26 protein-coding genes and 3 tRNA genes are annotated in these 25,062 nt (G+C 68.4%); 6 read left to right on the top strand and 23 right to left on the bottom strand.

Annotated elements, in window-relative coordinates; all coding sequences use genetic code 11:
• From PGB34_RS20690 to PGB34_RS20630, 13 genes are all read right to left on the bottom strand, one after another.
• Positions 1–116, bottom strand: a 116-nt coding sequence (locus PGB34_RS20690) for a GTP-binding protein (RefSeq protein WP_244273727.1), incomplete at its 3' end; no start/stop codon positions are given.
• 74 nt (positions 117–190) lie between these two features.
• Positions 191–265, bottom strand: a tRNA-Thr gene (locus tag PGB34_RS20685).
• A 34-nt stretch (positions 266–299) separates the two neighbouring features.
• Positions 300–373, bottom strand: a tRNA-Gly gene (locus PGB34_RS20680).
• A gap of 61 nt (positions 374–434) precedes the next feature.
• A tRNA-Tyr gene (locus PGB34_RS20675) sits at positions 435–520 on the bottom strand.
• Positions 521–670: 150 nt separating this feature from the next.
• Positions 671–1,387 carry a uracil-DNA glycosylase gene (locus tag PGB34_RS20670; RefSeq protein WP_271430004.1) on the bottom strand — a complete coding sequence of 239 codons (717 nt, stop codon included), beginning with the start codon at positions 1,385–1,387 and terminating at the stop codon, positions 671–673.
• Positions 1,388–1,395: 8 nt separating this feature from the next.
• The gene (trpC, locus tag PGB34_RS20665; protein WP_271430003.1) at positions 1,396–2,199 is read right to left on the bottom strand and encodes an indole-3-glycerol phosphate synthase TrpC; all 804 of its coding nucleotides are present in this window, start codon (positions 2,197–2,199) and stop codon (positions 1,396–1,398) included.
• Positions 2,200–2,220: 21 nt separating this feature from the next.
• Positions 2,221–3,261 (bottom strand): anthranilate phosphoribosyltransferase, encoded by a 1,041-nt coding sequence (gene trpD, locus PGB34_RS20660; protein ID WP_271430002.1) that lies wholly within the window; start codon positions 3,259–3,261, stop codon positions 2,221–2,223.
• A gap of 20 nt (positions 3,262–3,281) precedes the next feature.
• Positions 3,282–3,965, bottom strand: coding sequence for a LysE family translocator (locus tag PGB34_RS20655; protein WP_271430001.1), 684 nt, complete (start codon positions 3,963–3,965; stop codon positions 3,282–3,284).
• A 29-nt stretch (positions 3,966–3,994) separates the two neighbouring features.
• On the bottom strand, positions 3,995–5,059 hold the full coding sequence (ltaE, locus tag PGB34_RS20650) for a low-specificity L-threonine aldolase (RefSeq protein ID WP_271430000.1): 1,065 nt from the start codon (positions 5,057–5,059) through the stop codon (positions 3,995–3,997).
• 13 nt (positions 5,060–5,072) lie between these two features.
• Positions 5,073–5,660: an anthranilate synthase component II gene (locus tag PGB34_RS20645; protein ID WP_271429999.1), complete on the bottom strand. Its 588-nt coding sequence runs from the start codon at positions 5,658–5,660 to the stop codon at positions 5,073–5,075.
• 4 nt (positions 5,661–5,664) lie between these two features.
• The gene (gene trpE, locus PGB34_RS20640) at positions 5,665–7,173 is read right to left on the bottom strand and encodes an anthranilate synthase component I (RefSeq protein ID WP_271429998.1); all 1,509 of its coding nucleotides are present in this window, start codon (positions 7,171–7,173) and stop codon (positions 5,665–5,667) included.
• Positions 7,174–7,431: 258 nt separating this feature from the next.
• Positions 7,432–8,136 carry a phosphoglycolate phosphatase gene (gph, locus tag PGB34_RS20635; protein WP_271429997.1) on the bottom strand — a complete coding sequence of 235 codons (705 nt, stop codon included), beginning with the start codon at positions 8,134–8,136 and terminating at the stop codon, positions 7,432–7,434.
• 41 nt (positions 8,137–8,177) lie between these two features.
• The gene (locus tag PGB34_RS20630) at positions 8,178–8,849 is read right to left on the bottom strand and encodes a response regulator (RefSeq protein ID WP_271429996.1); all 672 of its coding nucleotides are present in this window, start codon (positions 8,847–8,849) and stop codon (positions 8,178–8,180) included.
• A 204-nt stretch (positions 8,850–9,053) separates the two neighbouring features.
• Between PGB34_RS20630 and PGB34_RS20625 the strand changes: the two genes are divergently transcribed.
• Positions 9,054–10,397: a DotU family type IV/VI secretion system protein gene (locus PGB34_RS20625; protein WP_271429995.1), complete on the top strand. Its 1,344-nt coding sequence runs from the start codon at positions 9,054–9,056 to the stop codon at positions 10,395–10,397.
• A 4-nt stretch (positions 10,398–10,401) separates the two neighbouring features.
• Entirely contained in the window at positions 10,402–11,439 is a 1,038-nt protein-coding gene (locus PGB34_RS20620) for a type VI secretion protein IcmF/TssM N-terminal domain-containing protein (protein ID WP_271429994.1), read from the top strand.
• Between the two features lie 23 nt (positions 11,440–11,462).
• Here the strand turns inward: PGB34_RS20620 and tssJ are convergent, their stop codons facing one another.
• Positions 11,463–11,951, bottom strand: a complete 489-nt coding sequence (gene tssJ / locus PGB34_RS20615; RefSeq protein ID WP_271429993.1) for a type VI secretion system lipoprotein TssJ — start codon at positions 11,949–11,951, stop codon at positions 11,463–11,465.
• Positions 11,952–12,070: 119 nt separating this feature from the next.
• Between tssJ and tssA the strand changes: the two genes are divergently transcribed.
• From tssA to PGB34_RS20595, 4 genes are all read left to right on the top strand, one after another.
• On the top strand, positions 12,071–13,102 hold the full coding sequence (tssA, locus tag PGB34_RS20610; RefSeq protein ID WP_271429992.1) for a type VI secretion system protein TssA: 1,032 nt from the start codon (positions 12,071–12,073) through the stop codon (positions 13,100–13,102).
• 47 nt (positions 13,103–13,149) lie between these two features.
• Complete coding sequence (tssB, locus tag PGB34_RS20605; RefSeq protein ID WP_271429991.1) at positions 13,150–13,659, top strand: type VI secretion system contractile sheath small subunit; 510 nt, start codon at positions 13,150–13,152, stop codon at positions 13,657–13,659.
• 28 nt (positions 13,660–13,687) lie between these two features.
• Entirely contained in the window at positions 13,688–15,181 is a 1,494-nt protein-coding gene (tssC, locus tag PGB34_RS20600; protein ID WP_271429990.1) for a type VI secretion system contractile sheath large subunit, read from the top strand.
• Positions 15,182–15,311: 130 nt separating this feature from the next.
• A complete protein-coding gene (locus PGB34_RS20595) occupies positions 15,312–15,794 on the top strand; it encodes an Hcp family type VI secretion system effector (RefSeq protein ID WP_271429989.1) in 483 nt (160 codons plus the stop codon).
• Positions 15,795–15,911: 117 nt separating this feature from the next.
• On the opposite strand, the gene PGB34_RS20590 is transcribed toward PGB34_RS20595, so the two are convergent.
• From PGB34_RS20590 to PGB34_RS20550, 9 genes are all read right to left on the bottom strand, one after another.
• The gene (locus tag PGB34_RS20590; RefSeq protein WP_271429988.1) at positions 15,912–16,712 is read right to left on the bottom strand and encodes a PP2C family protein-serine/threonine phosphatase; all 801 of its coding nucleotides are present in this window, start codon (positions 16,710–16,712) and stop codon (positions 15,912–15,914) included.
• 25 nt (positions 16,713–16,737) lie between these two features.
• Positions 16,738–18,756 (bottom strand): type VI secretion system-associated FHA domain protein TagH, encoded by a 2,019-nt coding sequence (gene tagH, locus PGB34_RS20585; protein ID WP_271429987.1) that lies wholly within the window; start codon positions 18,754–18,756, stop codon positions 16,738–16,740.
• Positions 18,757–18,854: 98 nt separating this feature from the next.
• Complete coding sequence (locus PGB34_RS20580; RefSeq protein WP_271429986.1) at positions 18,855–19,019, bottom strand: hypothetical protein; 165 nt, start codon at positions 19,017–19,019, stop codon at positions 18,855–18,857.
• A 20-nt stretch (positions 19,020–19,039) separates the two neighbouring features.
• Positions 19,040–20,284, bottom strand: a complete 1,245-nt coding sequence (locus PGB34_RS20575; protein ID WP_271429985.1) for a TIGR02270 family protein — start codon at positions 20,282–20,284, stop codon at positions 19,040–19,042.
• 19 nt (positions 20,285–20,303) lie between these two features.
• A complete protein-coding gene (locus PGB34_RS20570) occupies positions 20,304–21,200 on the bottom strand; it encodes a WD40/YVTN/BNR-like repeat-containing protein (protein ID WP_271429984.1) in 897 nt (298 codons plus the stop codon).
• Positions 21,201–21,230: 30 nt separating this feature from the next.
• Positions 21,231–22,358, bottom strand: a complete 1,128-nt coding sequence (locus PGB34_RS20565) for a PAAR-like domain-containing protein (RefSeq protein WP_271429983.1) — start codon at positions 22,356–22,358, stop codon at positions 21,231–21,233.
• A complete protein-coding gene (locus PGB34_RS20560; protein ID WP_271429982.1) occupies positions 22,355–23,386 on the bottom strand; it encodes a hypothetical protein in 1,032 nt (343 codons plus the stop codon). Before PGB34_RS20560 ends, PGB34_RS20565 begins: the two co-directional genes overlap by 4 nt.
• Complete coding sequence (locus PGB34_RS20555) at positions 23,383–24,495, bottom strand: DUF2169 family type VI secretion system accessory protein (RefSeq protein WP_271429981.1); 1,113 nt, start codon at positions 24,493–24,495, stop codon at positions 23,383–23,385. Before PGB34_RS20555 ends, PGB34_RS20560 begins: the two co-directional genes overlap by 4 nt.
• Positions 24,496–24,506: 11 nt before the next feature.
• Positions 24,507–25,046, bottom strand: coding sequence for a DUF6484 domain-containing protein (locus PGB34_RS20550; RefSeq protein ID WP_271429980.1), 540 nt, complete (start codon positions 25,044–25,046; stop codon positions 24,507–24,509).
• Positions 25,047–25,062 lie beyond the last annotated feature (16 nt).

Genomic DNA, 25,062 nt, shown 5'->3' with positions numbered 1-25,062 from the left:
TTGGCCGACAGCACCGTGGCGATCGCCGCCGTCAGGGTCGTCTTGCCATGGTCCACGTGACCGATCGTGCCCACGTTCACGTGGGGCTTGGTACGTTCGAACTTGCCTTTTGCCATTTTCGACTCCGAAAAATAACCAGATCACACGACTGCGGGGCATGCAACACCACTGCTGCACACCCCAAAATAACTGGTGCCCTTGGCGGGAATCGGACCCGCGACCTCTCCCTTACCAAGGGAGTGCTCTACCACTGAGCCACAAGGGCGACACTCAAATACTCAGACCACACCAGGCACCCGTGGAGCGGGAGACGGGAATCGAACCCGCGTCATCAGCTTGGAAGGCTGGGGTTCTACCATTGAACTACTCCCGCATCGTGACGACTCACGCCGCCAACGCTCGCAGCTCAGGCACCTGAACAACTGTGGCTTCACTGGTGGAGAGGGCTGGATTCGAACCAGCGTAGGTATAAACCGGCAGATTTACAGTCTGCTGCCATTAACCACTCGGCCACCTCTCCGGTGAACCTCGAACTATAGCACGGTTGTTTGACGGAGTCGATTGACCGTGCGATTTTTTGCGGTGGGCGAACCCATCCGCTCCAAACCAAGACCGAGGTCTTCAGTGCCCGAAACGCGCAGCCTCAATAAAGAGGGCCGCGCGCCCGGGATCACCCGGCATTCTCTCCCAAGGCGCGTTGCCTGTCACGCCATTCACGCGCCTGGCCGAAGTGGCCGCAGCCGATGAAGGGCACGGGCGGACGCAGGGCCGAAAGTGGCGAGGGATGGTTGGCGGTCAAGACCTTGTGTCGCTTCCCGTCGATCAGGTTGCGTTTGCTCTGCGCATGCGAGCCCCAGAGCATGAAGACCACCGGCTGGGGGCCCTCGGCCACCTGGCGGATGACCGCGTCCGTGAGCGTCTCCCAACCCCGGCCCGAATGGCTGGCCGGCTGGCCCTCCTCCACGGTGAGGCAGGTGTTGAGCAGCAGGACGCCGTTGCGCGCCCACTTGACCAGACTGCCGCCAGGCTCGGGAAAGCGCGGCGGCGGGGTGCCCAGATCGCGCTCAAGTTCCTTGAAGATGTTGCGCAGCGAAGGCGGCAACGCCACGCCCGGCGCCACGGAGAAAGCCAGCCCCTCGGCCTGGCCGCGGCCATGGTAGGGATCCTGCCCCAGGATGACCACGCGCACGGCCTCGGGCGGCGTGAGCTCCAGCGCCCGCAGCGGCTGCGGCGGAAAGACCACGGCGCCCTCCTGCAGTCGTTGCTGCAGGAATTGCTGCAGCGACTGCCCCTTGGCACTGCCAAAGAATTCGTCGACCAGCGCTTGCCAGCCGGGCGCCACGGGCCACTGGCCCGGGTCGGCACTCTGGAGTTGCGTCGCCATCATGGCGCGGCTCAGGCGAACAGTCGGGCCAGGGCCTCGCCCGGCTCGTCCGCACGCATGAAGCTCTCGCCGACCAGGAAGGCCTGCACGCCAGCCTCGCGCAAGGTCTGCACATCCTCGCGGGTGGCGATGCCCGACTCGGTCACCAGCAAACGGCCCTCGGGCAACCGGGCCTTCAAGTCCAGCGTGGTCTGGATCGAGACTTCGAAGTTGCGCAGGTTGCGGTTGTTCACGCCGATCAAGGGCGTGCGCAGCTTCAGCGCACGCTCGAGCTCAGCCGCATCGTGCACTTCCACCAGCACCGCCATGCCCAGCCCCAGCGCGATGGCCTCGAAGTCCTTCAACTGCGCGTCGTCGAGGCAGGCCGCGATCAGCAGCACGCAATCGGCGCCGACGGCGCGCGATTCGTAGATCTGCCAGGCATCGACCATGAAGTCCTTGCGCAGCACCGGCAGGCCGCAGGAGGCGCGCGCCTGCTTGAGGTAGTCGATGCTGCCCTGGAAGAACTGGCGGTCCGTGAGCACCGACAGGCAGGCGGCGCTCACGCGCCCGTCGCCTTCGGCATAGCTCTGGGCGAGATCGGCCGGCACGAATTCGCCCGGGCGGATCACGCCCTTGCTCGGGCTGGCCTTCTTGATTTCGGCGATGACTGCGGCCTGCCCCTGCGCGACCTTGGCGCGCAAGGCGCCTTCGAAATCACGCGTGAGCACGCGGCTCTCGGCATCGCGGCGCACCGCCTCCAGCGGCAGACGCTTGCGCGCAGCGGCCACTTCCTCGTGCTTGACGGCAACGATCTGATTCAGGATGTCTGACATGGCTCGATTCTCGGTGAGCGCTCAATGGCCGTCCGCGGCCAGCGCCTGCGTGGTCTGGACGAACTGCGCGAGCTTCGCGCGCGCAGCGCCAGAGTCCAGCACCGCGCGGGCCTTTTCGATGCCCTGAGCAATACTGGCCGCAACGTCGGCCGCATAGAGCGCCGCGCCAGCATTGAGCAGCACGATGTCGCGCGCGGCGCCCTGCACCGAACCGTCGAGCACGCCCACCAGCAGCGCGCGCGACTCCTGCGGCGTCTCGACCCGCAGCACGCGGCTGCTGGCCATCTGAAGGCCGAAGTCCTCAGGGTGAATCTCGTATTCGCGCACCTGCCCTTCGCACAGTTCGCCCACGAGCGTGCTGGCGCCCAGCGAGATCTCGTCCATCCCGTCCTTGCCGTACACCACCAGCGCATGGCGCGCGCCCAGACGCTGCAGCGCCCGCACCTGGATGCCCACGAGGTCGGCGTGGAACACGCCCATCAGCGTGTTCGGCGCCCCGGCCGGGTTGGTGAGCGGGCCCAGGATGTTGAACAGCGTGCGCACGCCCAGCTCGCGCCGCACGGGCGCGACGTTCTTCATGGCCGGGTGGTGGTTGGGCGCGAACATGAAGCCCATGCCCACCTGCTCGATGCAGTCGGCGATCTGCGCCGGCTGCAGGTCGATATGCACGCCCAGTGCCTCCAGCACGTCGGCACTGCCGGACTTGCTGCTCACGCTGCGCCCGCCATGCTTGGCCGTGCGCGCGCCGGCCGCAGCGGCCACAAACATGGCGCAGGTGGAGATGTTGAAGGTGTGCGAGCCATCGCCGCCCGTGCCCACGATGTCGATCAGGTGCTCGGTGTCGCGCACCGCCACGGTGGTCGCGTGCTCGCGCATCACCTGCGCGGCGGCCGTGATCTCGCCGATGGTTTCCTTCTTCACGCGCAGGCCCGTGATGATGGCCGCCATCATGACCGGCGAGCACTCGCCGCGCATGATCAGCCGCATCAGGTGCAGCATCTCGTCGTGGAAGATCTCGCGGTGTTCGATGGTGCGCGCAAGCGCCTCTTGAGGGGTGATCATGGGAACAGGCTCCAGAGAAATCAGCGGCCGGTCGGCGCTTCGGTCAGCGCCAGCTTGAGGCCAAAAACAAGGATCAGCAGACCCGCTGCGCGCTCGACCCACAGCAGGCCGCGGGCTGCGGCCGGTGGCGTCGAAGGCCCGCCGGCACGCAACCGCCGCGCGATGACGGCAGCCGCCAGCGCCCAGCCCGCGCTCACCAGCAGGCCATTGACATTGAACAGCAGCCCCAGCGCCAGGAACACCCATGCCGGGTGGGCGGTGCCGGGCGCGATGAACTGCGGCAGGAAAGCCAGGAAGAACAGCGCCACCTTGGGGTTGAGCACGTTGGTCAGAAAGCCCCGGCCGAAGACGACGCGCAGTGGCAACGCCTGCGCGGGCGCCAGCGCACCACCGGCGAAGGCCTCGGCGTCCAGCGAGCCGCGCGAGCGCAGCATGCCCCAGCCCATCCACAGCAGGTAGGCGGCGCCCACCCACTTGAGCACCGTGAATGCGGTGGCCGATGCAGCGATCAGCGCGCTGATGCCCAGCGCCGCCGCCAGTGTGTGCACCATGCAGCCGGCCGCGATGCCCAGGCCGGCCACGATGCCGGCACGCACGCCCTGGCGCAGCGCGTTGCTCACCACATAGAACACGTCCACGCCGGGCGTCAGATTCAGCAGCAGGCCGGCCATCACGAAAGCCAGCAGTTGAGGAGTGTCTGGCATGCTCAGTCCGTCTTGGATGCAGTGAGGGATCAGCGCGCGAAGAAGCCGCGGATGGCTGCCACGGCGCGCGCCACGCCGTCCGCATCCGCATCCAGATGCGTGACGAAGCGCAACCGGTACAGCCCCGTCGCCAGGATGCCCTGCGACTGCAGATGCGCCAGCAGCGCCGCGCCCTGGTCGGCGGCCTGGCCTTGCAGATCGACGAAGACGATGTTGCTTTGCGGCGGCTCCACGCGCAACGCGGGAATGCCGGCCAGGCCTTGCGCCAGTTGGCGTGCGAGCGCATGGTCGTCGCGCAGGCGCCGCACATGGTGCTCCAGCGCATGCGACGCGGCAGCCGCCAGCACGCCGGCCTGGCGCATGCCGCCGCCGGCCATCTTGCGCACGCGGTGCGCGCGCAAGATGAACTCGCGCGAGCCGCACAGGGCCGAGCCCACCGGCGCGCCCAGGCCCTTGCTGAAGCACACCGAGACGCTGTCGAAGCATTGCGCGATGCGCCTGGCTTCGTCATACACATCGGTGCCCAGCGCCTCGGCCTGGGCCGTGGCGGCATTGAACAGGCGCGCGCCATCCAGGTGGCGCAGCAGGCCCTTGTCGGCGGCCAGTTGCGTGGCCGCCTGCACGTAGTCGAAGGGCAGCAGCTTGCCGCCCAGCGTGTTTTCCAGTGCCAGCAGCCGCGTGCGCGCAAAGTGCGCATCGTCGGGCTTGATCTCGGCCTCGATGCGCGCCAGCGGCAGGCTGCCGTCGGGCGCATGTTCGATGGGCTGCGGTTGCACGCTGCCCAGCACCGCGGCGCCCCCGCCTTCCCAGCGGTAGCAGTGCTGCTGCTGGCCCACGATGTATTCGTCGCCGCGCCCGCAGTGCGCGAGGATGGCGCAGAGGTTGCTCTGCGTGCCGGTGGGCATGAACAGCGCGGCCTCGAAGCCCAGCAGGCCGGCGATCTGCGACTGCAGCGCATTGACCGACGGGTCGCCGCCGAACACGTCGTCGCCCAGCGGCGCGGCCAGCATGGCCGCACGCATGGCGGCGGTTGGCTGCGTGACGGTGTCGCTGCGCAGGTCGACCAGTGCGGTTGTCTGTTGGCCTGTGCTCATCGCTCGCCCCGGCTCAGTTCAGAAAGTTCTGCAGCATGGCATGGCCATGCTCGGTCAGGATGGATTCGGGGTGGAACTGCACACCTTCGATGCGCACCGCATGCGCAAAGCCGGTGTGCCGCACGCCCATGATTTCGCCGTCGTCCGTCCAGGCCGTGACGGCCAGCGCCTCGGGGCAGCTCGCGCGCTCGATGGCCAGCGAGTGGTAGCGATTGACGGTGAAGCGCTCGGGCAGGCCCGCGAACACGCCTTCGCGCGTGGTCGTGATCTGGCTCACCTTGCCATGCATGAGCTGCTGCGCCCGCACGATCCGGCCGCCAAAGGCCGCGCCGATGCTCTGGTGGCCCAGGCACACGCCCAGGATGGGCAGCTTGCCGGCAAAGGCCTGGATCGCGGGCACCGACACGCCCGCCTCGGTCGGCGAGCACGGCCCGGGCGAGATCACCAGCCGCGTGACGCCGGCGGCGATGCGCTCGCCGATGCCGGCCACGTCGACTTCGTCATTGCGCAGCACTTCCACCTCGGCCCCCAGCTCGCCAAAGTACTGGACGATGTTGAAGGTGAAGCTGTCGTAGTTGTCGATCATCAAGAGCTTGGTCATCTTTCTACTCCAGGCCTTCTTCCACCAGTTCAGCGGCGCGCAGCAGCGCCCGCGCCTTGGCCTCGGTCTCCTTCCATTCCAGCTCGGGCACGGAGTCGGCCACCACGCCGGCCGCGGCCTGCACGTGCAGGGTCTGGTCCTTGACCACGCCGGTGCGGATGGCAATGGCCACGTCCATGTCGCCCGCATAGCTGATGTAGCCGCAGGCGCCGCCATACAGCCCCCGCTTGGTGGGCTCGAGCTGGTCGATCAGCTCCATGGCATGGACCTTGGGCGCGCCCGTGAGCGTGCCGGCAGGGAAGGTGGCGCGCAGCACATCCATGTTGCTCATGCCGTCCTTCAGGATGCCTTCGACGTTGCTGACGATGTGCATCACGTGGCTGTAGCGCTCCACGGCGAAGGCTTCGGTCACCTTCACGGTGCCGGTCTTGGCGATGCGGCCGATGTCGTTGCGCGCCAGGTCGATCAGCATCACATGCTCGGCGCGCTCCTTGGGGTCGTTCACGAGTTCGACCTCGGCGGCCTTGTCCAGCTCGATGGACGCGCCGCGCGGCCGCGTGCCGGCCAGCGGACGGATCGTGACCTTCTGCTCGCCGGTCTCGATCACCTCCTGGCGCACCAGAATCTCGGGCGAAGCGCCCACGACATGGTGGTCGCCCATGTCGTAGTAGTACATGTAGGGGCTGGGGTTGAGCGAGCGCAGCGCGCGGTACAGCGACAGCGGCGATTCGGTGTAGCGCTTGCTGATGCGCTGGCCCACCTGCACCTGCATGAAGTCGCCCGCGGCGATCAGTTCCTTGGCCCGCTCCACGGCGCGCAGGTAGTCGGCCTTGGCGAAGGGTCGCTCGGGGGCATGCGCCTGCGTGGGCTTCACTTGAGGCGCGCTGACCGAATAGCGCAGCTGGTCCTTGAGTTCGCGCAGCCGGCGCTTGGCCTTGGCATAGGCCTCGCTCTGCTGCGGGTCTGCGTAGACGATCAGGTAGAGCTTGCCCGAGAGGTTGTCGATGACGGCCAGTTCCTCGCATTGCAGCAGCAGGATGTCGGGGCAGCCCAACTGGTCGGGCGGGCAGCTGGCCTCGAGCTTCTTTTCCATGTAGCGCACGGCGTCGTAGCCGAAGTAGCCGGCCAGGCCGCCGCAAAAGCGCGGCAGGCCGGGACGCAGCGCGACCTTGAAGCGCTTCTGGTACGCCTCGATGAAATCCAGCGGATTGCCTTCGGCCGTCTCCACCACGCGGCCATCGGTGACCACCTCGGTGCGCGCCGCGGCGCCGAAGCCGCTGGCGCGCAGCAGGGTGCGCGCGGGCAGGCCGATGAAGCTGTAGCGGCCGAAGCGCTCGCCGCCCACCACGGACTCGAGCAGGAAGCTCAGCCTGCCGCCCTGCGGGCCACTGGAATAGGCCAGCTTGAGGTACAGCGACAGCGGGGTTTCGAGGTCCGCAAAGGCCTCGACGATCAGGGGGATGCGGTTGTAGCCCTGCGCGGACAGACTCTTGAATTCGAGTTCAGTGATCACGGGTTCTCCATGGGCAGGCGCTGAAAGTGGGCGCACCTGCGTTCATCATCATTCACGGGTTCGGTTCGCGGCGGGCGTTGGCCGCGAACCACGGGCGCACGGCCGGCGCCGTGCAATCAGACAGCTGTGGACGCAGGCTTACGCCAGGGCCAGGCTCCCCGGCTCCCTAGGCCTGTCTGATGGACGTGATGAACAAACATGGAACAGCCAGTGTAGCCCAGCGATGCGGCACGCGGCATGCCTGAAGGCCCGAGGCCGTCAGCAGCGCGGCTCGCCCCGCCCGGCCAGTTCGCTGAGCGCGTCGATGAAGCCATCGGCGTCCACGCCATGCACGGGCTCGCCATGGTTGTAGCCGTAGCTCACCAGCACCACGGGGCAGCCGGCGGCCCGCGCGGCGCGCGCGTCGTTGCTGGAGTCGCCGATCATGAGCGTGCGTTCGGACGCGCTGCCCAGGGCCTCGCAGGTCTTGAGCAGCGGCAGCGGGTCGGGCTTCTTGCGCGCGAAATCGTCGCCACCGAAGACCTGTTCAAAGTAGCTGTCCAGCTTCTTGGCAGCCAGCAGGGGCCGGGCAAAGTCGCGCGGCTTGTTGGTCAGGCAGGCCAGGCGCAGACCGCGTGCGCGCAACGCGTCCAGCCCCTCGATCACGCCGCCGTAGACCTGCGAATGCTGGCCGTTGACCCGGAGGTAGTGATGCTGGTAGCGCTGCCAGGCCCGCTCGTACAGCGCCGCTTCGTCCGATGCGCCCACATGGGCCAGCACGCTGCGGATCAGGTGCTCGGAGCCCTTGCCCACCATCGCCGACACCGCCTGGGCCTGCACCTGCGGCAGTTGCAGGTCGGCCAGCATGCCGCCCAGGGCCGCAACGAAATCGCCGAGGGTGTCGACCAGCGTGCCATCGAGGTCGATGATGGCCGCGTCGAAGCAGGAAAGCGAAGGAAGGTGGGAAGCAGAAGAGGAAGTCACGCCGGCATTGTCGCGCCGGCAGGCGAGCGGCCGGCTCAGGCTCAGACTTCGGTCAGCGACTGGGCCGCCACCACGGCCTCGGTGCGGTTGCGCACGTTGAGCGCCCGGAAGATGGCCGCCAGGTGGATCTTGACCGTGCCTTCGCTGATGCCCAGGCTGCGGCCGATGAGCTTGTTGGGCTTGCCTTGCGACAGCAGTTGCAGCACTTCCACCTGGCGCTCGGTCAGCACCTTGCGAAGATGCTCCAGCGTGGGCGCCCCCCCCGCGGTGCGCGCGGGCCCTGCCGTGCCGGTCGCGGCCGCGGCGCCCGGCGCCACAGACAGGCCCGACAGCAGCATCGGCGGCACATAGGCGCCGCCGGCCAGCACCAGGCGCACCGCCGACAGCATCACGTCGGGCGAATAGGCCTTCGGGATGAAGCCCAGCACGCCGCGGTCGAGCACCGCGCGCATGATGGCCGGGTCTTCATAGCCGGACAGCACGATCACCGGCACGGCCGGGTGGCGGCGCCGCAGCTCGTCGATGTGCGAATGCCCTTCGGCACCCGGAATGTTCAGGTCGATCAGGGCCAGATCGAGGTCATCTGCAGCGACTGCAAAAAGCTCATCCACGTTCATGGCGAGCAGGAACTCGATGTCGCTCTGCAGTTCGGAGAGTTTGGCCTTCACCGCCTCGATGACGAGCCGGTGGTCATCGGCGATCAGGATTTTCATGGGTGGATGGCGCCGCGGCGCATTCGAAACGCCCCGGAAGATAGCCGTGATCCGCTCCCGCAGCAAGGCACCTTCCCGAAGGACATAGAGCCCAAGCGGTATGGCGGCGAGCGAGGCCCGCGCCGAAGAATGCCGCGGACCCAACGCAGCACCACCGTGGCATCCATCCCGCCGCAGGGGCCCGTGCCTGCAGAGACCGCCCCAGTGACCGTTGCCCCTCGCCTGTTCAGTTTCTACGCAGCCGCCATCGGATTCGGTCTGGCCATCGATGCCCAGGACCCGGATGCGCCGGTCGAGTCCACCGGAGCCGAGGCCCAGCAGCGCATGCGGCGGCTGCTGGAGCGCGCCAACACGGCCGCGCGCGCGCAGGGCAAGTCTGCCGCGGACGTGGATTCGGCCGCCTTCGCGCTGACGGCCTGGTTCGACGAGGTGGCCGGCCGGCGCCGCGACTGGGCCGATGCCATCGCCCCGCTGCAGCTGCTGTGGTTCAACTCCACCAATGCCGCCACCGAGTTCTTCCACCACCTGTCCGCGCTGCAGTCCGACCAGGGCGAACTGCGCGAACTTTATTGGTACCTGCTGGCCATCGGCTTCCAGGGCCAGTACTACTTCGAAGGCCAGAACGGCGCGGGCGAGCTGGCCAAGCTGCGCGCGCTGCATGCGGCGCAACTGCCGCAGCCGCTGCTGGAGCTGCAACTGCCCCGGCCCCGCCTGTGCGCCCAGCCCTATACCGTGCCCCGCGCGCCGGCCGCGGCACCGCAGCGCGACCGGCGCGCCTGGCGATGGCCGCTGCTGGTCGCCTTGCTGCTGATCCTGGTGCCCGTGGGCGCGTGGATGGCCCAGCAACTGGCGCCCCCGGCAGCGCAGGCGCGCACGCTGGCGATGCAGGCCAACGAGCAGTTGCAGCGCCACGCCTGCGCCGTCCTGAACGCCGAGCAGGCGGCCGACGGCGTGCTGCGCGTCAACGGCTTCGTGCCCTCCGCGGGCACCCTGGCGCAGGTGCGCCAGGAGATCGGCGCGCTGGCCGGCGCCACGCCCACCGAACTGTCGCTGCAGCTGCGCCCCTGGCCCTACTGCGAAGTCGTGGACATCCTGCAGGCCCACCAGCTGCGCAATGCGCGATCGCGCCAGCCCATGGCGCTGGAGGCCCCTTCCGCGCACGACGGCGTGCTGCGCGAGGGCCAGAGCGTGGTGCTGCAACTGCGCACGCCGGAACGCGAGGGCGTGGTCTGGGTCGACTACTACACGGCCGACGGTGCCGTGCTGCACCTGCGAGCGCAGGGCCAGCGCCGGGTGCCTTTCAGTGCCGGCCAGACGGTGCGGCTGGGCGAAGACCTGCCTTCGAGCTGGCTGGTGAGCCCGCCCTTCGGCACGGTGCTGATCACTGCCGTGGCCCTGCCCGCCAGCGGCGTGCCGGCCAGCACCGAGCCGCCACCTTACGAGCTGGCGTCGGACTACCTGCTTCGACTGCGCGAGACGCTGGCGGCCGTCAGCCCGGACGCCCGCCCGGTGGCGGATCTTCTCTTTCTGCAGACCGGGGAACGGTGACACCATGAACGAGATCGGCCTGGCAGGTCTGGGAGCCATGGGCGCTGGCATCGCCCTCTTGGGCTGGCTGGCCTGGCGCGAAGGCTGGCTGGGCGCGCTGATCCGCTGGCGGCGCTGGCATGAACGCCTGACGGCCGCGCGTCGGCGGGGGCAGACCGCCTCTGCACCCAGCGTGCGCGCCCTGCGCGCGGCCATCACCACGCCCGCGGATCTGGAGACCACCTGGCAGCCGCTGCCCCACCCGCCCCACCACGCGCTGCCCCGGCTGCTGTGGGTGGGCGACGCTGCCTCGGCGCTGCCCGCACTGCTGTCGGCCGTGGCGCCCGAGGGACCGGTGAAGGAAGCCCGCGTGGCCGACGAAGAGCCCTTCTGGCGCTGGTGGTGGCTGCCGCAGCAGGTGGCCATCGAGGTCTGCCCGCCCGCACCACCGCCCGAGGCCCAGCAGGACCTTCTGTGGCTGCACGCGCTGCGCACGCTGGCCCAGACGCAACCCCAGCGACCGCTCGAAGGCATGGTGCTGTGCATCAGCGTGGCTCTGCTGCGCGCCGACCCCAAGGTGGCCGAAACCCTCATGCAACTGCTGGCCCGGCGCGCGCATGAGAGCGCCACCCTGCTCAGCCCGCGGCTGCCGCTGTACCTGCTGGTCACGGGCCTGCAGGACCTGCCGGGCTACGGCACCGTGCGCGCCGCCACGCCCGCCCCCGTCCTGCAGCAGGCCTTCGGCTGGCGCGCCCCGCCCGAGCCCGTGCCGCAGCCCTGGCAGGCCGCCCACGACACCTGGCAGCCAGCGCTGCATGCCTGGCGGCTGGGCCTGATGGCGCGCTCCAGCCAGGCCCGCGAACGCCATGACATCCATCGATTTGCGGAAGCCCTGCTGGCACTCACGCCGGGCCTGCACCGGCTGGAGCAGGCGCTGGCCCTGCAGGCCGGCACGGGCCCGCGGCTGCAGGGGCTGTACTTCACGGCGTCGGCGCCCCAGCCGGCCTTTCTGGCCGACCTCTTCGAGCGCTTTCTGAACGCCTCCGACGCGCGCGTGAACTGAGGGCCTGAGACGCCGGCAGCCGCTCAGCCGCCGGCGCGCGCGGGTGCCGCCGGCGCGGCCGGGGCATCAATGCGGATCTGCCGTGCGCCGAAGTTCACCTGCCAGTTCACCGGTTGCCCGGGCTGCAGGGCGCGCACTTCGCGCCAGCGCGCACGCTCCAGATCGCGGTAGGCGGCCAGGAAGGCCAGCGCCTTCGCATCGGCCGGCAGCACGAACTTCAGCGGATGGCTGGCACCAGGGCGCAGCAGCGCCTCTTCCTTGTGGACCAGTTCGGCACCCAGCGTGGCCTGGTCCTTTTCGAACAGCGCGAAGAAGTCGGCCGCATCAAAAGGCGCAGAGGTCTTCAGCGCATACACCCGCACCGCCAGCGGCGAGGCCCGGCCGCGGGCATCGGGGTTCATGTCGGCGGCACCAACCAGCTGCAGAGACACCGGCGTGGTCACCGGCTTGGGCGGGCTCGAGCACCCAGCCAGCCCCGCGCCACCCAGCAGCACCGCGGTCCCCAGGCCCATGAAAGAACGGCGGCCATAGGACAAACGGTCAGTATCCAGCTCACGCATGCTATTTCCTTCGTTGCATTGATTGGCCCAGGGCCATCTTCGATTATCCGCAGTGAATCTTCACTGGCAACATGCTCACTCCTGAAATCGTCGAAGCCCTGCGCGCGCCCATCAGCGAGGCGTCGCCGTGCGGCGATGACCTGGAATACGACCCGGCGTTCATCGCGCTCGGCACTGCCGCCGAAGGCCGGCCCGAGCAGCAGTTCGGTGACACGGTGATCCCCGCGGTCGAGCCCGAATGGCCGCAGATCTCCGAGCAGGCGCAGGCCCTGCTGCAACGCTCCAAGGACGTGCGCCCCTCCGTGCTGCTGCTGCGTGCGGCCACGCGCATGCAGGGCCTCAACGGCTTCCTGCTGGGCATGCAGTTGCTCGCCGACCTCAACGACACTTTCTGGGATGGGCTGCATCCGGCGCTGGACACCGACGACGACAACGACCCGACCATGCGCCTGAATGCGCTGGCGGCCTTGACCGACGAGATGCTGCTGATCCGCGACCTGTACGACGCGCGCATCGGCACCGCCCGCAGCGTGGGCCCCTTGCGCGTGCGCGACGTGCTCACCGTGCGCAACCTGCTGCCGGCCACCGACAAGAGCTATTCCGCAGCCCAGGTCGAAGGCGCGCTGCAGGAGATCGCGGCCGAGCACCCTGAAGCGCTGCAGCAGATGCAGGGCGTGGGCAGCGCCGTGGCGCGGCTGACCAGCGTGCTGACGGAGCGCAGCGGCCGCAGCGACGCCGTCGATTTCTCGCGGCTGCGTGCCATCGGCCAGGTGCTGCAACAGACGGCGCGCGCCATGGCCGGCGAACCCGCGGCCGAGGCGGCCGAAGGCGGGGCCGAGGGCAGCGCCGAAGGTGGCACGGCCCCTGCGGCCGGCCAGCCCCTGGCGGTGCGCGGCGAGATCCAGACCCGCCAGGACGCCCTTCAGATGCTGGACCGCGTGATCGCCTACCTCGAGCGCACCGAGCCCGGCAACCCGGCGCCGCTTCTGATCGAACGCGCCAAGAAGCTCATCGGCGTGAGCTTCCTCGACATCATCGCCAACCTGGCCCCGGATGCGATGAGCACGATCGAAAACGTCACCGGTGCGCAGCGCAGCGAATAAGCAGGCGCGCCGGCCCCACATCACCCTTTTCCCAAGGAGCTTGAGCAATGTCCAAGAGCAGCCAGAAATTCATCGCCCGCAACCGGGCACCGCGCGTGCAGATCGAGTACGACGTCGAGTTGTACGGCGCCGAAAAGAAAGTGCAGCTGCCTTTCGTGATGGGCGTGCTGGCCGACCTGTCGGGCAAGCCCGCGGACCCGCTGGCGCCGGTGGCGGACCGCAAGTTCCTGGAGTTCGACGTCGACAACTTCGACACCCGCATGAAGGCCATGAAGCCGCGCGCCGCCTTCGCGGTGGAGAACACGCTCACGGGTGAGGGCGATCTGAAGGTGGAACTCACCTTCGAGAACATGGAAGACTTTTCGCCGGCCGCCGTGGCACGCAAGGTCGACTCGCTGAACAAGCTGCTGGAAGCGCGCACGCAGCTGTCGAACCTGGTGACCTACATGGACGGCAAGGGCGGCGCGGAAGAGCTGCTGGCCAAGGTCCTGGAAGACCCGGCCCTGCTGCAATCGCTGGCAGCCGCCAAGAAGCCCGAAGACGGCAGCGCCGCCTGAGACCCCATCGTACCGAGGAGAAAACACCATGGCAGACGCACTCCAGCAGAGCGCGCTCAAGGACGTCGAATACGCAGGCGGCGACTTCGCTTCACTGCTGCAGAAGGAATTCAAGCCGCGCAGCGACGAAGCCAAGAGCGCCGTCGAAGCCGCCGTGCTGACGCTGGCCCAGCAGGCGCTGGGGCAGACGCAGCTGATCAGCAAGGACGTGACCAAGTCGATCCAGGCCATGATCGCGGCCATCGACGCCAAGCTGACCGAGCAGATCAACAAGATCATCCACCACCCCGACTATCAAAAGCTCGAAAGTGCATGGCGCGGCCTGCACTACATGGTGAACAACACCGAGACCGACGAGCACCTGAAGATCCGCGTGATGGACATCTCCAAGCAGGAGCTGGCCAAGACCCTGAAGAAGTTCAAGGGCGCGGCCTGGGACCAGAGCCCGATGTTCAAGAAGGTCTATGAGCAGGAGTACGGCCAGTTCGGCGGCGAGCCCTTCGGCGCCATCGTGGGCGACTACCACTTCGACCAGAGCCCGCCCGACGTGGAGCTGCTGGGCGAGATGGCCAAGATCGCGGCCTCGGCCCATGCGCCCTTCATCACCGGCGCCAGCCCCTCGCTGATGCAGATGGAAAGCTGGCAGGAGCTGGCCAACCCGCGCGATCTCACCAAGATTTTCCTGACGCCCGAGTACGCCGGCTGGCGCTCGCTGCGCGAGTCCGACGACTCCAAGTACCTGGGCCTGTGCATGCCGCGCTTCCTGGCGCGCACGCCCTACGGCGCCAACACCAACCCGATCGAGGAATTCGACTTCGAGGAAGACACGGCCGGCGCCGACCACAGCAAGTACGCCTGGGCCAACGCGGCCTATGCGATGGCCACCAACATCAACCGCTCGTACAAGCTGTACGGCTGGGGCTCGCGCATCCGCGGCATCGAGTCGGGCGGCGCCGTGGAGAACCTGCCGCTGCACACCTTCCCCAGCGACGACGGCGGCGTGGACCAGAAGTGCCCGACCGAGATCGCCATCAGCGACCGCCGCGAGGCCGAGCTGTCCAAGGCGGGCCTGCTGTCGCTGATCCACCGCAAGAACTCCGACTTCGCGGCCTTCATCGGCGCTCAGTCGCTGCACAAGCCGGCCGAGTACGACGACCCGGACGCCACGGCCAACGCCAACCTGGCGGCACGCCTGCCCTATCTGTTTGCCTGCAACCGCTTCGCGCACTACCTCAAGTGCATCGTGCGCGACAAGGTCGGCAGCTTCAAGGAAAAGGACGAGATGCAGCGCTGGCTGAACAAGTGGATCATGAACTACGTGGATGGCGACCCCGCCAACTCCTCGGAAGAGACCAAGGCCAAGAAGCCTCTGGCTGCGGCCGAGGTGGTGGTGGAGGAGATCGAGGGCAACCCCGGCTACTACACCTCCAAATTCTTCCTGCGCCCGCACTACCAGCTCGAAGGCCTGACGGTGTCGCTGCGCCTGGTCTCCAAGCTGCCTTCGGCCAAGGGTGCAAATTAAGTTGCCCGCGACCGCTGCAAGCTTCAAAAAAACATTCCCCGGTTCGTTCTCTCATCAGCTCCCGGGCTTGCCAAACCGATCCGGCGCACGGAAGCCCTTTTTATCCACCACTTCTTGAAAGGTAAGCACCATGGCTGTAGACATGTTCATCAAGATCGACAAGATCGAAGGCGAAGCGAAGGACGCGAAGCACGCCAAGGAAATCGACGTGCTGGCTTGGAGCTGGGGCGTGAGCCAGTCCGGCACCACCCACATGGGCGGCGGCTCGGGCTCGGGCAAGGTCAGCGTTCAGGATCTGTCGTTCACCAAGTACATCGACAGCAGCTCGCATGCCCTGCTGCTGGCCTGCTGCGCCGGCACCCACATCAAGGAAGCCACGCTGGTGGTGCGCAAGGCCGGCGACAAGCCGCTCGAGTACATCAAGATCAAGCTGACGGACGTCATCGTCTCGTCCATCAACACCGGCGGCAGCGGCGGCGAAGACCGCCTGACCGAGAACATCGTCCTGAACTTCGGCCGCTTCGACTACGAATACGTGCCGCAGAAGGCCGACGGTTCGGGTGAAGCCGCCAAGACGGCCGGCTGGAAGATCCCCGAGAACGAGAAGGCCTGAGCCTTCTTCCTCGCTCGGCACCGACCCGACCAAAAAGGGCCGGCTGCTGCAGGTTCCGCTGCCAGGCAGCGGGTCTGCATCAGCCGGCCCTTTTGCTGTTTTTCTGCGATGGCGGCTTCAGGGGGCGCTGGTGGCGGGCAGAAGCTCGTCGGCGCCCATCAGGCGGGTGGTGTCGTCGTCGTCCTGCCTAACCCACAGCACCAGGGCCGTGTAGTTGTCGTGCCCGGGCTTGGCATGCGACTGGACCAGGAGATCGATCTCGTCGGCCCACTGCGCTGCCGTGCGAGAGGCATGCAGGCTGTCGACCAGGACCTCATCGCCCAGCGGCTCCCACACGCCGTCGGAGCACAGCAGCAGCACATCGCCAGGCTGCAGCCGCATGCGGTCGGACACCGCGATCTCGGGCGGCTCGTTCACCGAGCCCAAAGCCGACAGCAGCATGTTGCGCTGCGGGTGCATGCGCGCCGACTCGTCGTCGAGCATGCCGCTGGCCACCATCTGCTGCACCAGGCTGTGGTCGGTGGTGCGGGCCACGATGGAGCCGCCGCGAAACAGGTAGGCACGGCTGTCGCCGCTGTGGGCCCAGAGCAGCGCCTGCTGCTCCAGGTCGACGGCCGCCAGCACGATGGTGGAGCGCATGCTGGCCAGCTTGCCCCCTTCGGCCTGGCGCGCCACCACGGCCAGGTTGGCCTGCTCCAGCAGCTGCTGGATCGTCGTCGCATCCAGGGTGGGGCCTGCGGCAAAGCCGTTCAGGATGCTGGCGCGCGCCGTGGCCGCCGCCACATCGCCGCCGCCATGGCCACCGGCACCATCCGCCACCAGGCAGGCCACGTAGTGGCCGTTGTGCCAATGCCCATAGACGTCTTCGTTGTAGTCGCGGCCACCCTGCTTCGACAGCGTGACGAGATCGATGTCCAAAACCCTTCCCCTCCTGCATCCGGTCTCAGTTGGAGCGGCCGCCTTCGGCATCCTTCAACCTGTCCATCTGCTCTTCATAGGCCTGCAGGAAGGCCTTGCCGAACAGCGTGTGGAAGTCGTCCTCGGCCTCGCTCGCGATCGTGGTGTACAGGGCCACGAACTGGTCCCACAGCTTGGCCTTGCGGTTGGCTGAAAACAGGCTGTCCAGCGCCGAGCGGGCCGCGATCTTCTTTTCCAGTTCCTCGGGCCCGAAGCGCTCGATGAGCCGCTCCAGCGCCGCGCGCATGCCGACCATCACGCCGAACTGGTGTGCGCGCAGATCGTTGAAGGCGTCGCGCATCGCGGCCTCGGCCGGCATGAAGCCGCGCACGCCCGGCCCCAGCAGGTGGGCCAGCGCCACATCGGCGGTGGGCGAGAACTTCAACGGGTTGTTGGCCTGGGCCGCGATCATGGTGACGTCTGCGCGCACCTCGCGCTTGAACTCCTGGCGCGTCAGCAGCAGCTGCAGGGTGCCTTCGGTGGCGCTGCGCAGCAGGCTGCCCAGGCGCTCCATCAGCGCCGGGGTGAGCGAACTCGGACTCTGGTGCATGGGCCCCAGGCCACGCAGAAAGGCGGCCAGCAGCACATCGCCATCGGCCTGCTGCGCAGGGACCGCGGGCGCCGCAACGGGCGCGGCAGGTGCGATGGCGGGTGCAGGCGCAACAGCGACGGGCGCGGCCACTGGCGCAGGAGCGGGCGCGGGCACCGGTTCAGGCGCAGCCGCAAAGGCGGGCGGCTGCGCTGCCGGCGCCGCCTGAGGTGGCGGTGGCGCCGGGGTGGGCGCCGCGGGCGCTAGGTCGGCCAGCAGGTCATCGAAGGCCGCGACGGGCAGGCCGGGCACGGGCGCGCTGGCGGGCGAAGCGGCGGGCGCGCCAAAGCCTTGCGTCAGGCCCGCGAACGGGTCTGGCGATGCGGATGCAGGTGCGGGCATGGCCGCGACGGGCGCGATGGGCGCAGGTGCGGCCGGTGGCTGCGAAGCGGAACCAGGGGCACCAGGCGCACGCGCCACGGGCGGGCGCGAGATGCGGATCGGTTGCCCCGTCTGGTCGTCGAAGCCCAGCGGCTCCTCTGCGGGCGCTGCCGGCGCCGCGGTGCGGCCGGTGGGCGGCACGAAGCCGAACTGGCCGATGGGCAGGTGGTCGCTGCGCGCGGCCTGCGGCGCCACGGGCGCCTGGCCAAAGGCGGCGAGCGGGTCGGCGCTGGCCGCGGTATTGGGCTGCAGCAGCGGGTCGGCCAGCGGCGACAGCGCCAGCGGATCGCCGCCCAGGCCGCCCGCCACGCCGCCGAACAGCTCGTCGATGCGCTGGGCGCCGGCCGTGGGCGATGCCGCCGCGGGCAGGCCCAGCGCCAGGAAGTCGTCGGAAGGCGGTGGCGCGGCCCCAAATGCGCCGGCACCGCCGGAGCCGGGCCCCAGCAGGTCGGCGAAGGGGTCGGCCGCGCCAGTGGGCGCAGGCGCCGCAAAGCCCAGCGGATCGGCCATGGGCGAGCTGCTGCCGCTGCTGCCAAAGCCAGCGTCGGGCAGCGACGGTGGGGCTGCAGCAAAGGACGCAGCGGAGCCAGCAGGTGCAGCAGCAGCCGGACTGCCCAGCCCGGCCAGCAGGTCGGCAAAGGGGTCGTCGGCCGCCGGGCTGCGGGTCTGCACCAAGTCAGCCGCGGCCGGCGACGCAGCGGCGGCCGCGGCGGTGGGGGCAGGCGCCAGCGCGCGCACGCCCAGGATGAAGCTGCCGATCACCAGCTGGTCGCCGTCGCGCAGCGGCATCTCGCGGCCCGAGCCCAGGGCTTCGCCGTTGCACTGCATGGGGTTGCTGCCGCGGTCCACGATCACGTAGCCGCCATCGCGGAACAGCACCTGCGCATGCACGCGCGAAACGGTGCGGTCGGGGTCGCTGAGAACCAGCTTGTTGGTATCGGCGCGGCCGATCGTCCCACCTTCGGGACCGAACTGAGCCGAGATGCGCTGCCCGGAAGGCGCGTCCTGTCGACTGAGGACTTCGATTTGAATCATGCAGTGGTCCTCGCCCATGCTTGCATTGCGCAGCCAGGGACGGTGCGTGGCCTGCGAGTATTGGTCGCCATAGGCAAGTTGCCCATCGGTCTAAAGCGCTATGCCCTGTTCCATAGCAGCCAGAGGCCGACGGCCGTGAAGATGAGCGCCACACGCAGCCAGATGCGGGCGGCGATGTCGGGCCGGCCCATTCGTGCACGCTTCCAGAAAGCGGCGATGGCGAACACGATTGCCACCGCGAGCAAGATCCAGGCGACGTGCATGGCCTGGCCTCAGGCACCCCTCAGGCACCCATCTGCGCCAGCCAGCGCTGCTGGCGCCAGGCGGGGGCGGCGGTATTGAACAGTGGCGTGCCGGGCTGCAACAGGCACAGCCACTCGGCGGCAGCGATGCGCTGACGCTGAAGTCCCGACTTCAGGAGGGACAGGCAATGCGCAGGCGATAGCGGCGCGCCCGCCAGATAGGACTGCGACACCACGAACTGATGCGCATGATTCATCCACCAAGCATGGACTTTGCCGGGGTCCGGCCAAGGCAGCTCATCATCTTCATCGATCGCCTCTTGCTCCTCTTGGCCAGATGCTGCCGCGTCTACAAGGTCGGCCTCGTCGAGGTCCACGCCGGTGATCGCCGTGAACGCCTCACCGGCCACGCGCGCCAAAGAGGGTTCGCTCATGCGCTCGATGATGGCGGGCATGAACAGCGGGTCGCCCAATGCAGCTATCGCCTGGAGCAATTGCCGATCAGCAATTCCTCTGCCAGGCATTGAGCGAACCAGCGCCGCCGCGGCCTGCGGAGCCAGCACGCGCAGCGCCAGGCTCGCCGCTGCAGTCTGGCAGCGTCCCGCGGTCATCCCCAGTTCGGAGAGAGCCGCAGCCGCGTCGCCCCGGTCGCCCAGCAGCACGCCGGCTCTGGCAGCCTCGTGGCGACCGGGCTCGTCGCTGCTGTTCATGAACGCGATGCAATCCGGCAGGAGATCCATGCGCCCCAGCCGGCCTGCGGCGACCACGGCATCTTTCGTGGTCTGGGCGTCCTCTATTGCCCGGGTGAGTATCTCGCCTGGATCGACCCTGCGCGCCACGCACGCGGCAAGGGCTACGCCGCGCCGGAAGCCCACCGGCGAGTCGGCCAGCGCACGCACAATGCCGCGCAGCGCTTCGTGCGACTGCCAGCCGAAAGCGGAGACCAGTCCGGGACGCAGCGACGCACTGGCTTCGCACAGGCACAGCAGCCGCTCCAGCAGCGCGGGGTCGCGGTGCTCGATGGCCTGCACGGTCGCGGCGAACATCGCCCCCTTCGTAGGGCCGTCGAGCGCTGCCCGGCACAACGCCTGGCCAGATTCGCCGGCCACCGTCAAGCCGTCCAGGCTTGCGGCAATGCGCTCGTCCAGGCGCTGCAGTTGGTGAAGCCGGACATGCGGAGCCCGGACCAGCAGCGAGCGCGTGGACCGCAGCACATCCACGCTGTCAAAGTGCTGCTGCACCACCATCGGCAGGGAGTGGCGAACGGGAAGGACGGAGGCCGGCATGGCACGCCCCGCCCCGGGCTCAGAGAATCCGGGTCCAGGATTTGCCATCGAACTCCATGATGTCGGTTTCTCCGCTGGACCACATCACGCCCTGGCTGGCACTGAGCTGGTAGGTGGAGCGCGGCGTGTACCTGCCGTACTTCACCGGCTCCAGTTGATCGCCGTCGAGCACGAACAGGCCGTCCAGTGTCGAGACATAGAGACGCCCGGCGAACCACTCGAGATCCCAGATGTTCTCGTTGAATTCGTCCTGGGGCAGCAGTTCCCACTGGCCGGGCCGGCCGCGCAGCAGTGTGCCGCCATGCCCCCCGACGTAGACCGTTCCATCGGGCACACACACCACGGCGCTCAGGTTCTGGTTGCTCGGGCAGTCCTCCTGCCGCCACTGCCGGCCGTCGAAATGCCAGATCTGTCCGCCGAACCCCACGGCAACGATGTCGGACAACCCAAAGCCATGGATCGCCTGACCATCGAAGCTCGAGGGCAGCCCTTGGTCGATCCGCGTCCAGCGATCAACGGCGTCCAGGCGATAAACCATGCCGCGGATGCCGATGGCGTGTGCATGGCCATCAATGTCGCGCACCGCACGCAGGCCTCGCGCCCGGCGGGTGGCCGCTGGCGGCGAACTGCTGGCGAACAGGTCCTGCGTGGCGCGGTCGCTGTCGGTGTCAGCCGTGTAGTAGCCGGCCTCGGAAATGTCCACGCTGCCGCGCTCCGGATGCTCGATCAGGCAGACGCTGTGTGCGTCGTAGTTGCATTCGCCCTGGTCGATGGTCCCGTCGTCCCACGAGAAAACGAGCGCATGCGGCTCCCCTCGCCGCTCCCTCTTCGGATCGCAGGCGTAGATGAAGCCATAGTGGCGATCGATCACCACGGCCGTGCGGATGATCAGGTTCTTGAGGGGCCCTTTGTCCATGAGAAGCGTTCCCGTCGTTGTGCTGGCGCGTCACCTGCGGCGCTTGGGTTTGGTCGAGCGAGGCTTGCTGACCTCTCCGGCCGTCGTCGGGCGGATCTGGTCGGAGGCCTGGATGCCCATCGCCTCATGCCCCGCGCGCACCTGCGCCTGCGTGCATGCCTTGTCACAGCCCGTCACCTTCTCCACAGCCTTCGCGCCGACTTCCTCCGCCTCGCCGACGCTCCAGCGAGGCTCGCCAACGATCGACTTACCGGTGGGAGAGACGTTCGCGGCGGGCACCGACCGATGGTTGATGGTGAGGTTGTTCGTCTCGGTGTGGATCTCGCCATGCTCGCCCGTCGAATGGCTGTTGCCCTGAGCGCAAACGCAGGGCGCGGCGTTGTAGCTGTATTTCTTCCCCGCGCCCAGCCTGATGCGCCCACCCGACGAGTTCTTGAACTGGGAATCCGGCACCACGTGATGGGGCGTGGGCTTCTTCCCCCGGCTGTTGGGGCAGCAGTTGTTGGGGCTCTTCTTGGTCATCGTGCAGGCCAGCGCTTCCCGGCACTTCTCGTTCTTCTTGCTGCACATGGCCTTCATGGCCGCCTTCCTGCTGCGCGCGGGCAAGGCCTTTTCACCCGTGGTCTTGTCCACCTTCACCAGCGGCTGGGCGGCCGGCGCACAGTGCTTCTTGAGTTTGGCGGCCGTATCGGCGCACGGGTGATCGCTTCCCGCCGCGAATGCGGCCTCGTCGATGTAGGGCCAGGTGGGAGAGTTGCCCGGGAACGAGCCATGGTTGTGCGTCGTGATGTCCAGGTTGCGCACCACGTTCTCGCCCTCAACCTTCACGTCCATGGACCATGCGTTGAAGTACACCTTCCCCATGTTCTTGCTGGTCACCACCCCCTTCTTGGGCGCGCAGCCGGCCTCGTCGCCGCTGCTGCGCTTGAAGTAGCTCTTGTTCTTGAGCATCACTTCCTTGCCCGAGATCTTCACGCTCGTGGAGCCGCTCGTCGTATCCGTCGCCATGCCGGTGTTCGGGTAAGGGATGGGCACGCCCGGCGGCGTCGCAGGGGTCTGCGGCGGGGTGAAGCAGACGTCGGGGAAGGCGCAGATCGCCTTGCCCGCCGCAGACTTGCACGAGATCTCCATGTTGTTGGCGAAGACCTGGTTGCTCATGTCGCCACGCTCTGCTGCACGCACAGCGCCGCTCGCTGACCCGCGTCATTGGCCATGTGCAGCAACACATTGGGCCCGCGTGCATAGCGCTTGCGCGCGGCCGCACAGGCCTCGGCCACGATCGCGCAGCCCACGGCGGCACCGGACTCGCCCATGGACTCGGCGGGGTGCCAGATGTCGAATTCCTCCTTGCGCACGCGCAGGATGCGCGAGAGCGCCAGGGCCGCCTCCTTGAAGTAGTACTGCTCGCCCGAGACATCGGTGATGCGGTAGTCGATGTGCTGCATCTGGCAGCCCGCGTCTGCCAGCGCCTGACGCACGGCCTGCACCAGGCCCTCGGCGCGCAGCGGCTCCTCGCTGTCGATGTGCGCGCGCTCCACACCGAAGCCGATGCCCGTGCACAACATCTCGCCAGCCTGCCCCACGGGAGCGCCCAGCAACAGTGCGCCGGCCCCTTCGCCAGGCATGAAGCCATTGGAGTTGACAGGCGTGAGCAGCCGGTCGGCGCGCTCGTAGTGACTCAGGGTGGCCCCATGCAGGAGGCTGTCAGCGGCAGCCACCACCACCTGCGGCACGCCCTGCGCCTGCATCAGCCGCCGCGCCTGCTCCAACGCCACGGCCACCGAGACGCGGCCGTGCGGCACGATGGCCGACAGTGGCGAGAAATGCGCATCCAGTTCTTTTTCGACGCGCTCGAAGAGCTCGTCGTCCACACCCCGGAGGCGGCCCGGCCGCTGCGGCTCCGCCACGCACAGCAGCAGGGGGATGTGGCGCCATTGTTCGGTCGGTACGTCCTCCAGCACTTCGCCAATGGCCATGGCGGCCATACGCGAGAGCTTGGTCAATCCGCGCCAGGGCTGCTCGAGGGGCACGGCATGCGCCATGATCCATTCGCCGCGCGAATCGATGAAGTGCGTCTGGCTCGGATTGCTGATCTTGGCCCGGAAGGCCGCACAGCTTGCGGGCGCGCTCAGTCCCACCGAAGTCACCAGCCCCGTCTTGTGGATGGACAGCGGCATGGCATTCATGCGCGGGCCTCCTCACGCTCCATGGGCACCATGACCACGGGAATCGGAAAAGCCATCTGTTCGCGCTGCTGCCACCACTCATTGCCCTTCTTGCCCACCAGCACCTGCGCGATCTCGTGCATGCTCTTTTTCAGCGGCCGCGCCACGCGCCAGGTGAGAGTGAAGCGCTGCGCGTCGGGCTCGATCACGACGGTGTCCAGGCCCGCCGTGTAGTCCTCGCGCTCGCCGCGCCTGGGAAAGACGTGCACCGGCGCCACGAGATGAGGAATGGTGAAGCGGGTCAGCCCTTCGGGTGTGAGGTTGGCCAGCAGCACCTCCACCGGACCACCCCCGAAGTGGTCGATCGGCACCTGCTGGTCTGCCGGCGCGGCCTGGTAGTAGCGCTCGTCGAAGTCCGGCGGCAGAAAGGGGAAGTGCTCTTCGAGCCACGCATCGTCGTAGGTGCCCGCGAAGCAGGAACGCGTGGACCAGCCGCGGCCGACGGGGCCGAAGGCCATCGGGCGGTAGTCGCCGCGCGGGTCCTGCACGGGCCGGGCCATTTCCTCGGTGGCAGGCAGCGGTGCGCCCTCCACCCGGTCCGGGTGCAGGTGGAAGCCGCGCCCAACCGGGTTGGCCATGAAGGCACCGTGCTCGGCCGGATCCGCATGGTGCGCGTCGACGCCGCCAAAGGCCACGTCATAGCCAAGGGGCTGCCGCACGAACAGACCCGGCGGCGAGGCGTTCACACGGTCTAAGCTCCATTCCCAGTGGCGTGGGCCCATCACGGCCATCGTCTTCTGCCAAGCGCCCACCCGCAGGCCCACCTCCACGCGTGCAGCGGGCCGGCCCTGGGGTGCGTGGGCGCTGCCCAGCAGCAGGATGTCGCAGGCCTGCTTGCGCGGCGCGAAGTCTGCCTCGTACACCGGCGCCGACAACCCCGGCTCGCCCGTGAAGGTGTCGGCCATCACCAGGGGCAACTGTTCGTCGGCCAGCGCAAAGTGCCCGGCCGGCTCGCCAGGCTGCGGCAGGCGGAAAGTGCCTTTGATCGCCACCACCAGCAGTTCGCGCCCACTGGGCTCCAGGCCCATGGTGTAGCCGGCGACCATGCGGGTGGCGTTGATCAGTTCCATGGCAGAAGCGCCTAGTTGAGCTGGACCGAGCCACCCCAGACGTGGTTCACGCCCGTGGAACGGCTGGACACGTATGCGCCCTGGATCAGCACCTTGCCGTCGCGCGTCAGCGTGATGCTGGCCTTTCCGCAGCGCAGCACCAGTTGCTGGCGCGCGCTGACGAGCATTCGCTCGCCGCCCACGTCCACCTCGACCTGTGCGGGCGCCTCGGCCAGCGGCCAGCCCGCGGCGCCGCGCACCACACCCGTGACGATGGGCAGGGCCGGGTCGCCACGCTCGAACATCAGCGTGACGGGCTGCCCGATGTGCGGGCCCTGCAGGTCCACCACGCTGCGGGCGCGCACGGCCGCGCTGCCGGCCTGTCCGTCGAAGAGCACAAGCGCCGTGCGCCCTTCGTCCGCCAGCGCCACCAGTTCGCCGACGACGACGGCCGGCAGTGCCGCCACCTGCGCGCTGCCACGGCGCGACAGCAGGCGCGCCAGTTCCGGGTCGGGTTCGGCCAGCAGTTGTGCAGCCTCGTCCAGGGCCTGCAGCGGTTGTGGATGCGTCATGGCGAAGCCTTTTCCT

The sequence above is a fragment of the Xenophilus arseniciresistens genome (genome assembly GCF_028023875.1).
In the GTDB taxonomy this organism is placed as follows: Bacteria; Pseudomonadota; Gammaproteobacteria; order Burkholderiales; family Burkholderiaceae_C; genus Xenophilus; species Xenophilus arseniciresistens.
This window is presented reverse-complemented; position numbering and strand designations above follow the sequence as displayed.

Coding starts and splice junctions, on each gene's coding strand:
- PGB34_RS20580 (WP_271429986.1), bottom strand. CDS start 19,019: ATGCACGTCGCCTGGATCTTGCTCGCGGTGGCAATCGTGTTCGCCATC.
- PGB34_RS20655 (WP_271430001.1), bottom strand. CDS start 3,965: ATGCCAGACACTCCTCAACTGCTGGCTTTCGTGATGGCCGGCCTGCTG.
- PGB34_RS20560 (WP_271429982.1), bottom strand. CDS start 23,386: ATGAATGCCATGCCGCTGTCCATCCACAAGACGGGGCTGGTGACTTCG.
- PGB34_RS20555 (WP_271429981.1), bottom strand. CDS start 24,495: ATGGAACTGATCAACGCCACCCGCATGGTCGCCGGCTACACCATGGGC.
- trpD (WP_271430002.1), bottom strand. CDS start 3,261: ATGATCACCCCTCAAGAGGCGCTTGCGCGCACCATCGAACACCGCGAG.
- PGB34_RS20620 (WP_271429994.1), top strand. CDS start 10,402: ATGAACGAGATCGGCCTGGCAGGTCTGGGAGCCATGGGCGCTGGCATC.
- PGB34_RS20550 (WP_271429980.1), bottom strand. CDS start 25,046: ATGACGCATCCACAACCGCTGCAGGCCCTGGACGAGGCTGCACAACTG.
- tssC (WP_271429990.1), top strand. CDS start 13,688: ATGGCAGACGCACTCCAGCAGAGCGCGCTCAAGGACGTCGAATACGCA.
- PGB34_RS20645 (WP_271429999.1), bottom strand. CDS start 5,660: ATGACCAAGCTCTTGATGATCGACAACTACGACAGCTTCACCTTCAAC.
- trpC (WP_271430003.1), bottom strand. CDS start 2,199: ATGTCAGACATCCTGAATCAGATCGTTGCCGTCAAGCACGAGGAAGTG.
- ltaE (WP_271430000.1), bottom strand. CDS start 5,059: ATGAGCACAGGCCAACAGACAACCGCACTGGTCGACCTGCGCAGCGAC.
- PGB34_RS20570 (WP_271429984.1), bottom strand. CDS start 21,200: ATGGACAAAGGGCCCCTCAAGAACCTGATCATCCGCACGGCCGTGGTG.
- tssB (WP_271429991.1), top strand. CDS start 13,150: ATGTCCAAGAGCAGCCAGAAATTCATCGCCCGCAACCGGGCACCGCGC.
- tssJ (WP_271429993.1), bottom strand. CDS start 11,951: ATGGGCCTGGGGACCGCGGTGCTGCTGGGTGGCGCGGGGCTGGCTGGG.
- tagH (WP_271429987.1), bottom strand. CDS start 18,756: ATGATTCAAATCGAAGTCCTCAGTCGACAGGACGCGCCTTCCGGGCAG.
- PGB34_RS20630 (WP_271429996.1), bottom strand. CDS start 8,849: ATGAAAATCCTGATCGCCGATGACCACCGGCTCGTCATCGAGGCGGTG.
- tssA (WP_271429992.1), top strand. CDS start 12,071: ATGCTCACTCCTGAAATCGTCGAAGCCCTGCGCGCGCCCATCAGCGAG.
- PGB34_RS20595 (WP_271429989.1), top strand. CDS start 15,312: ATGGCTGTAGACATGTTCATCAAGATCGACAAGATCGAAGGCGAAGCG.
- PGB34_RS20565 (WP_271429983.1), bottom strand. CDS start 22,358: ATGAGCAACCAGGTCTTCGCCAACAACATGGAGATCTCGTGCAAGTCT.
- PGB34_RS20670 (WP_271430004.1), bottom strand. CDS start 1,387: ATGATGGCGACGCAACTCCAGAGTGCCGACCCGGGCCAGTGGCCCGTG.
- PGB34_RS20575 (WP_271429985.1), bottom strand. CDS start 20,284: ATGCCGGCCTCCGTCCTTCCCGTTCGCCACTCCCTGCCGATGGTGGTG.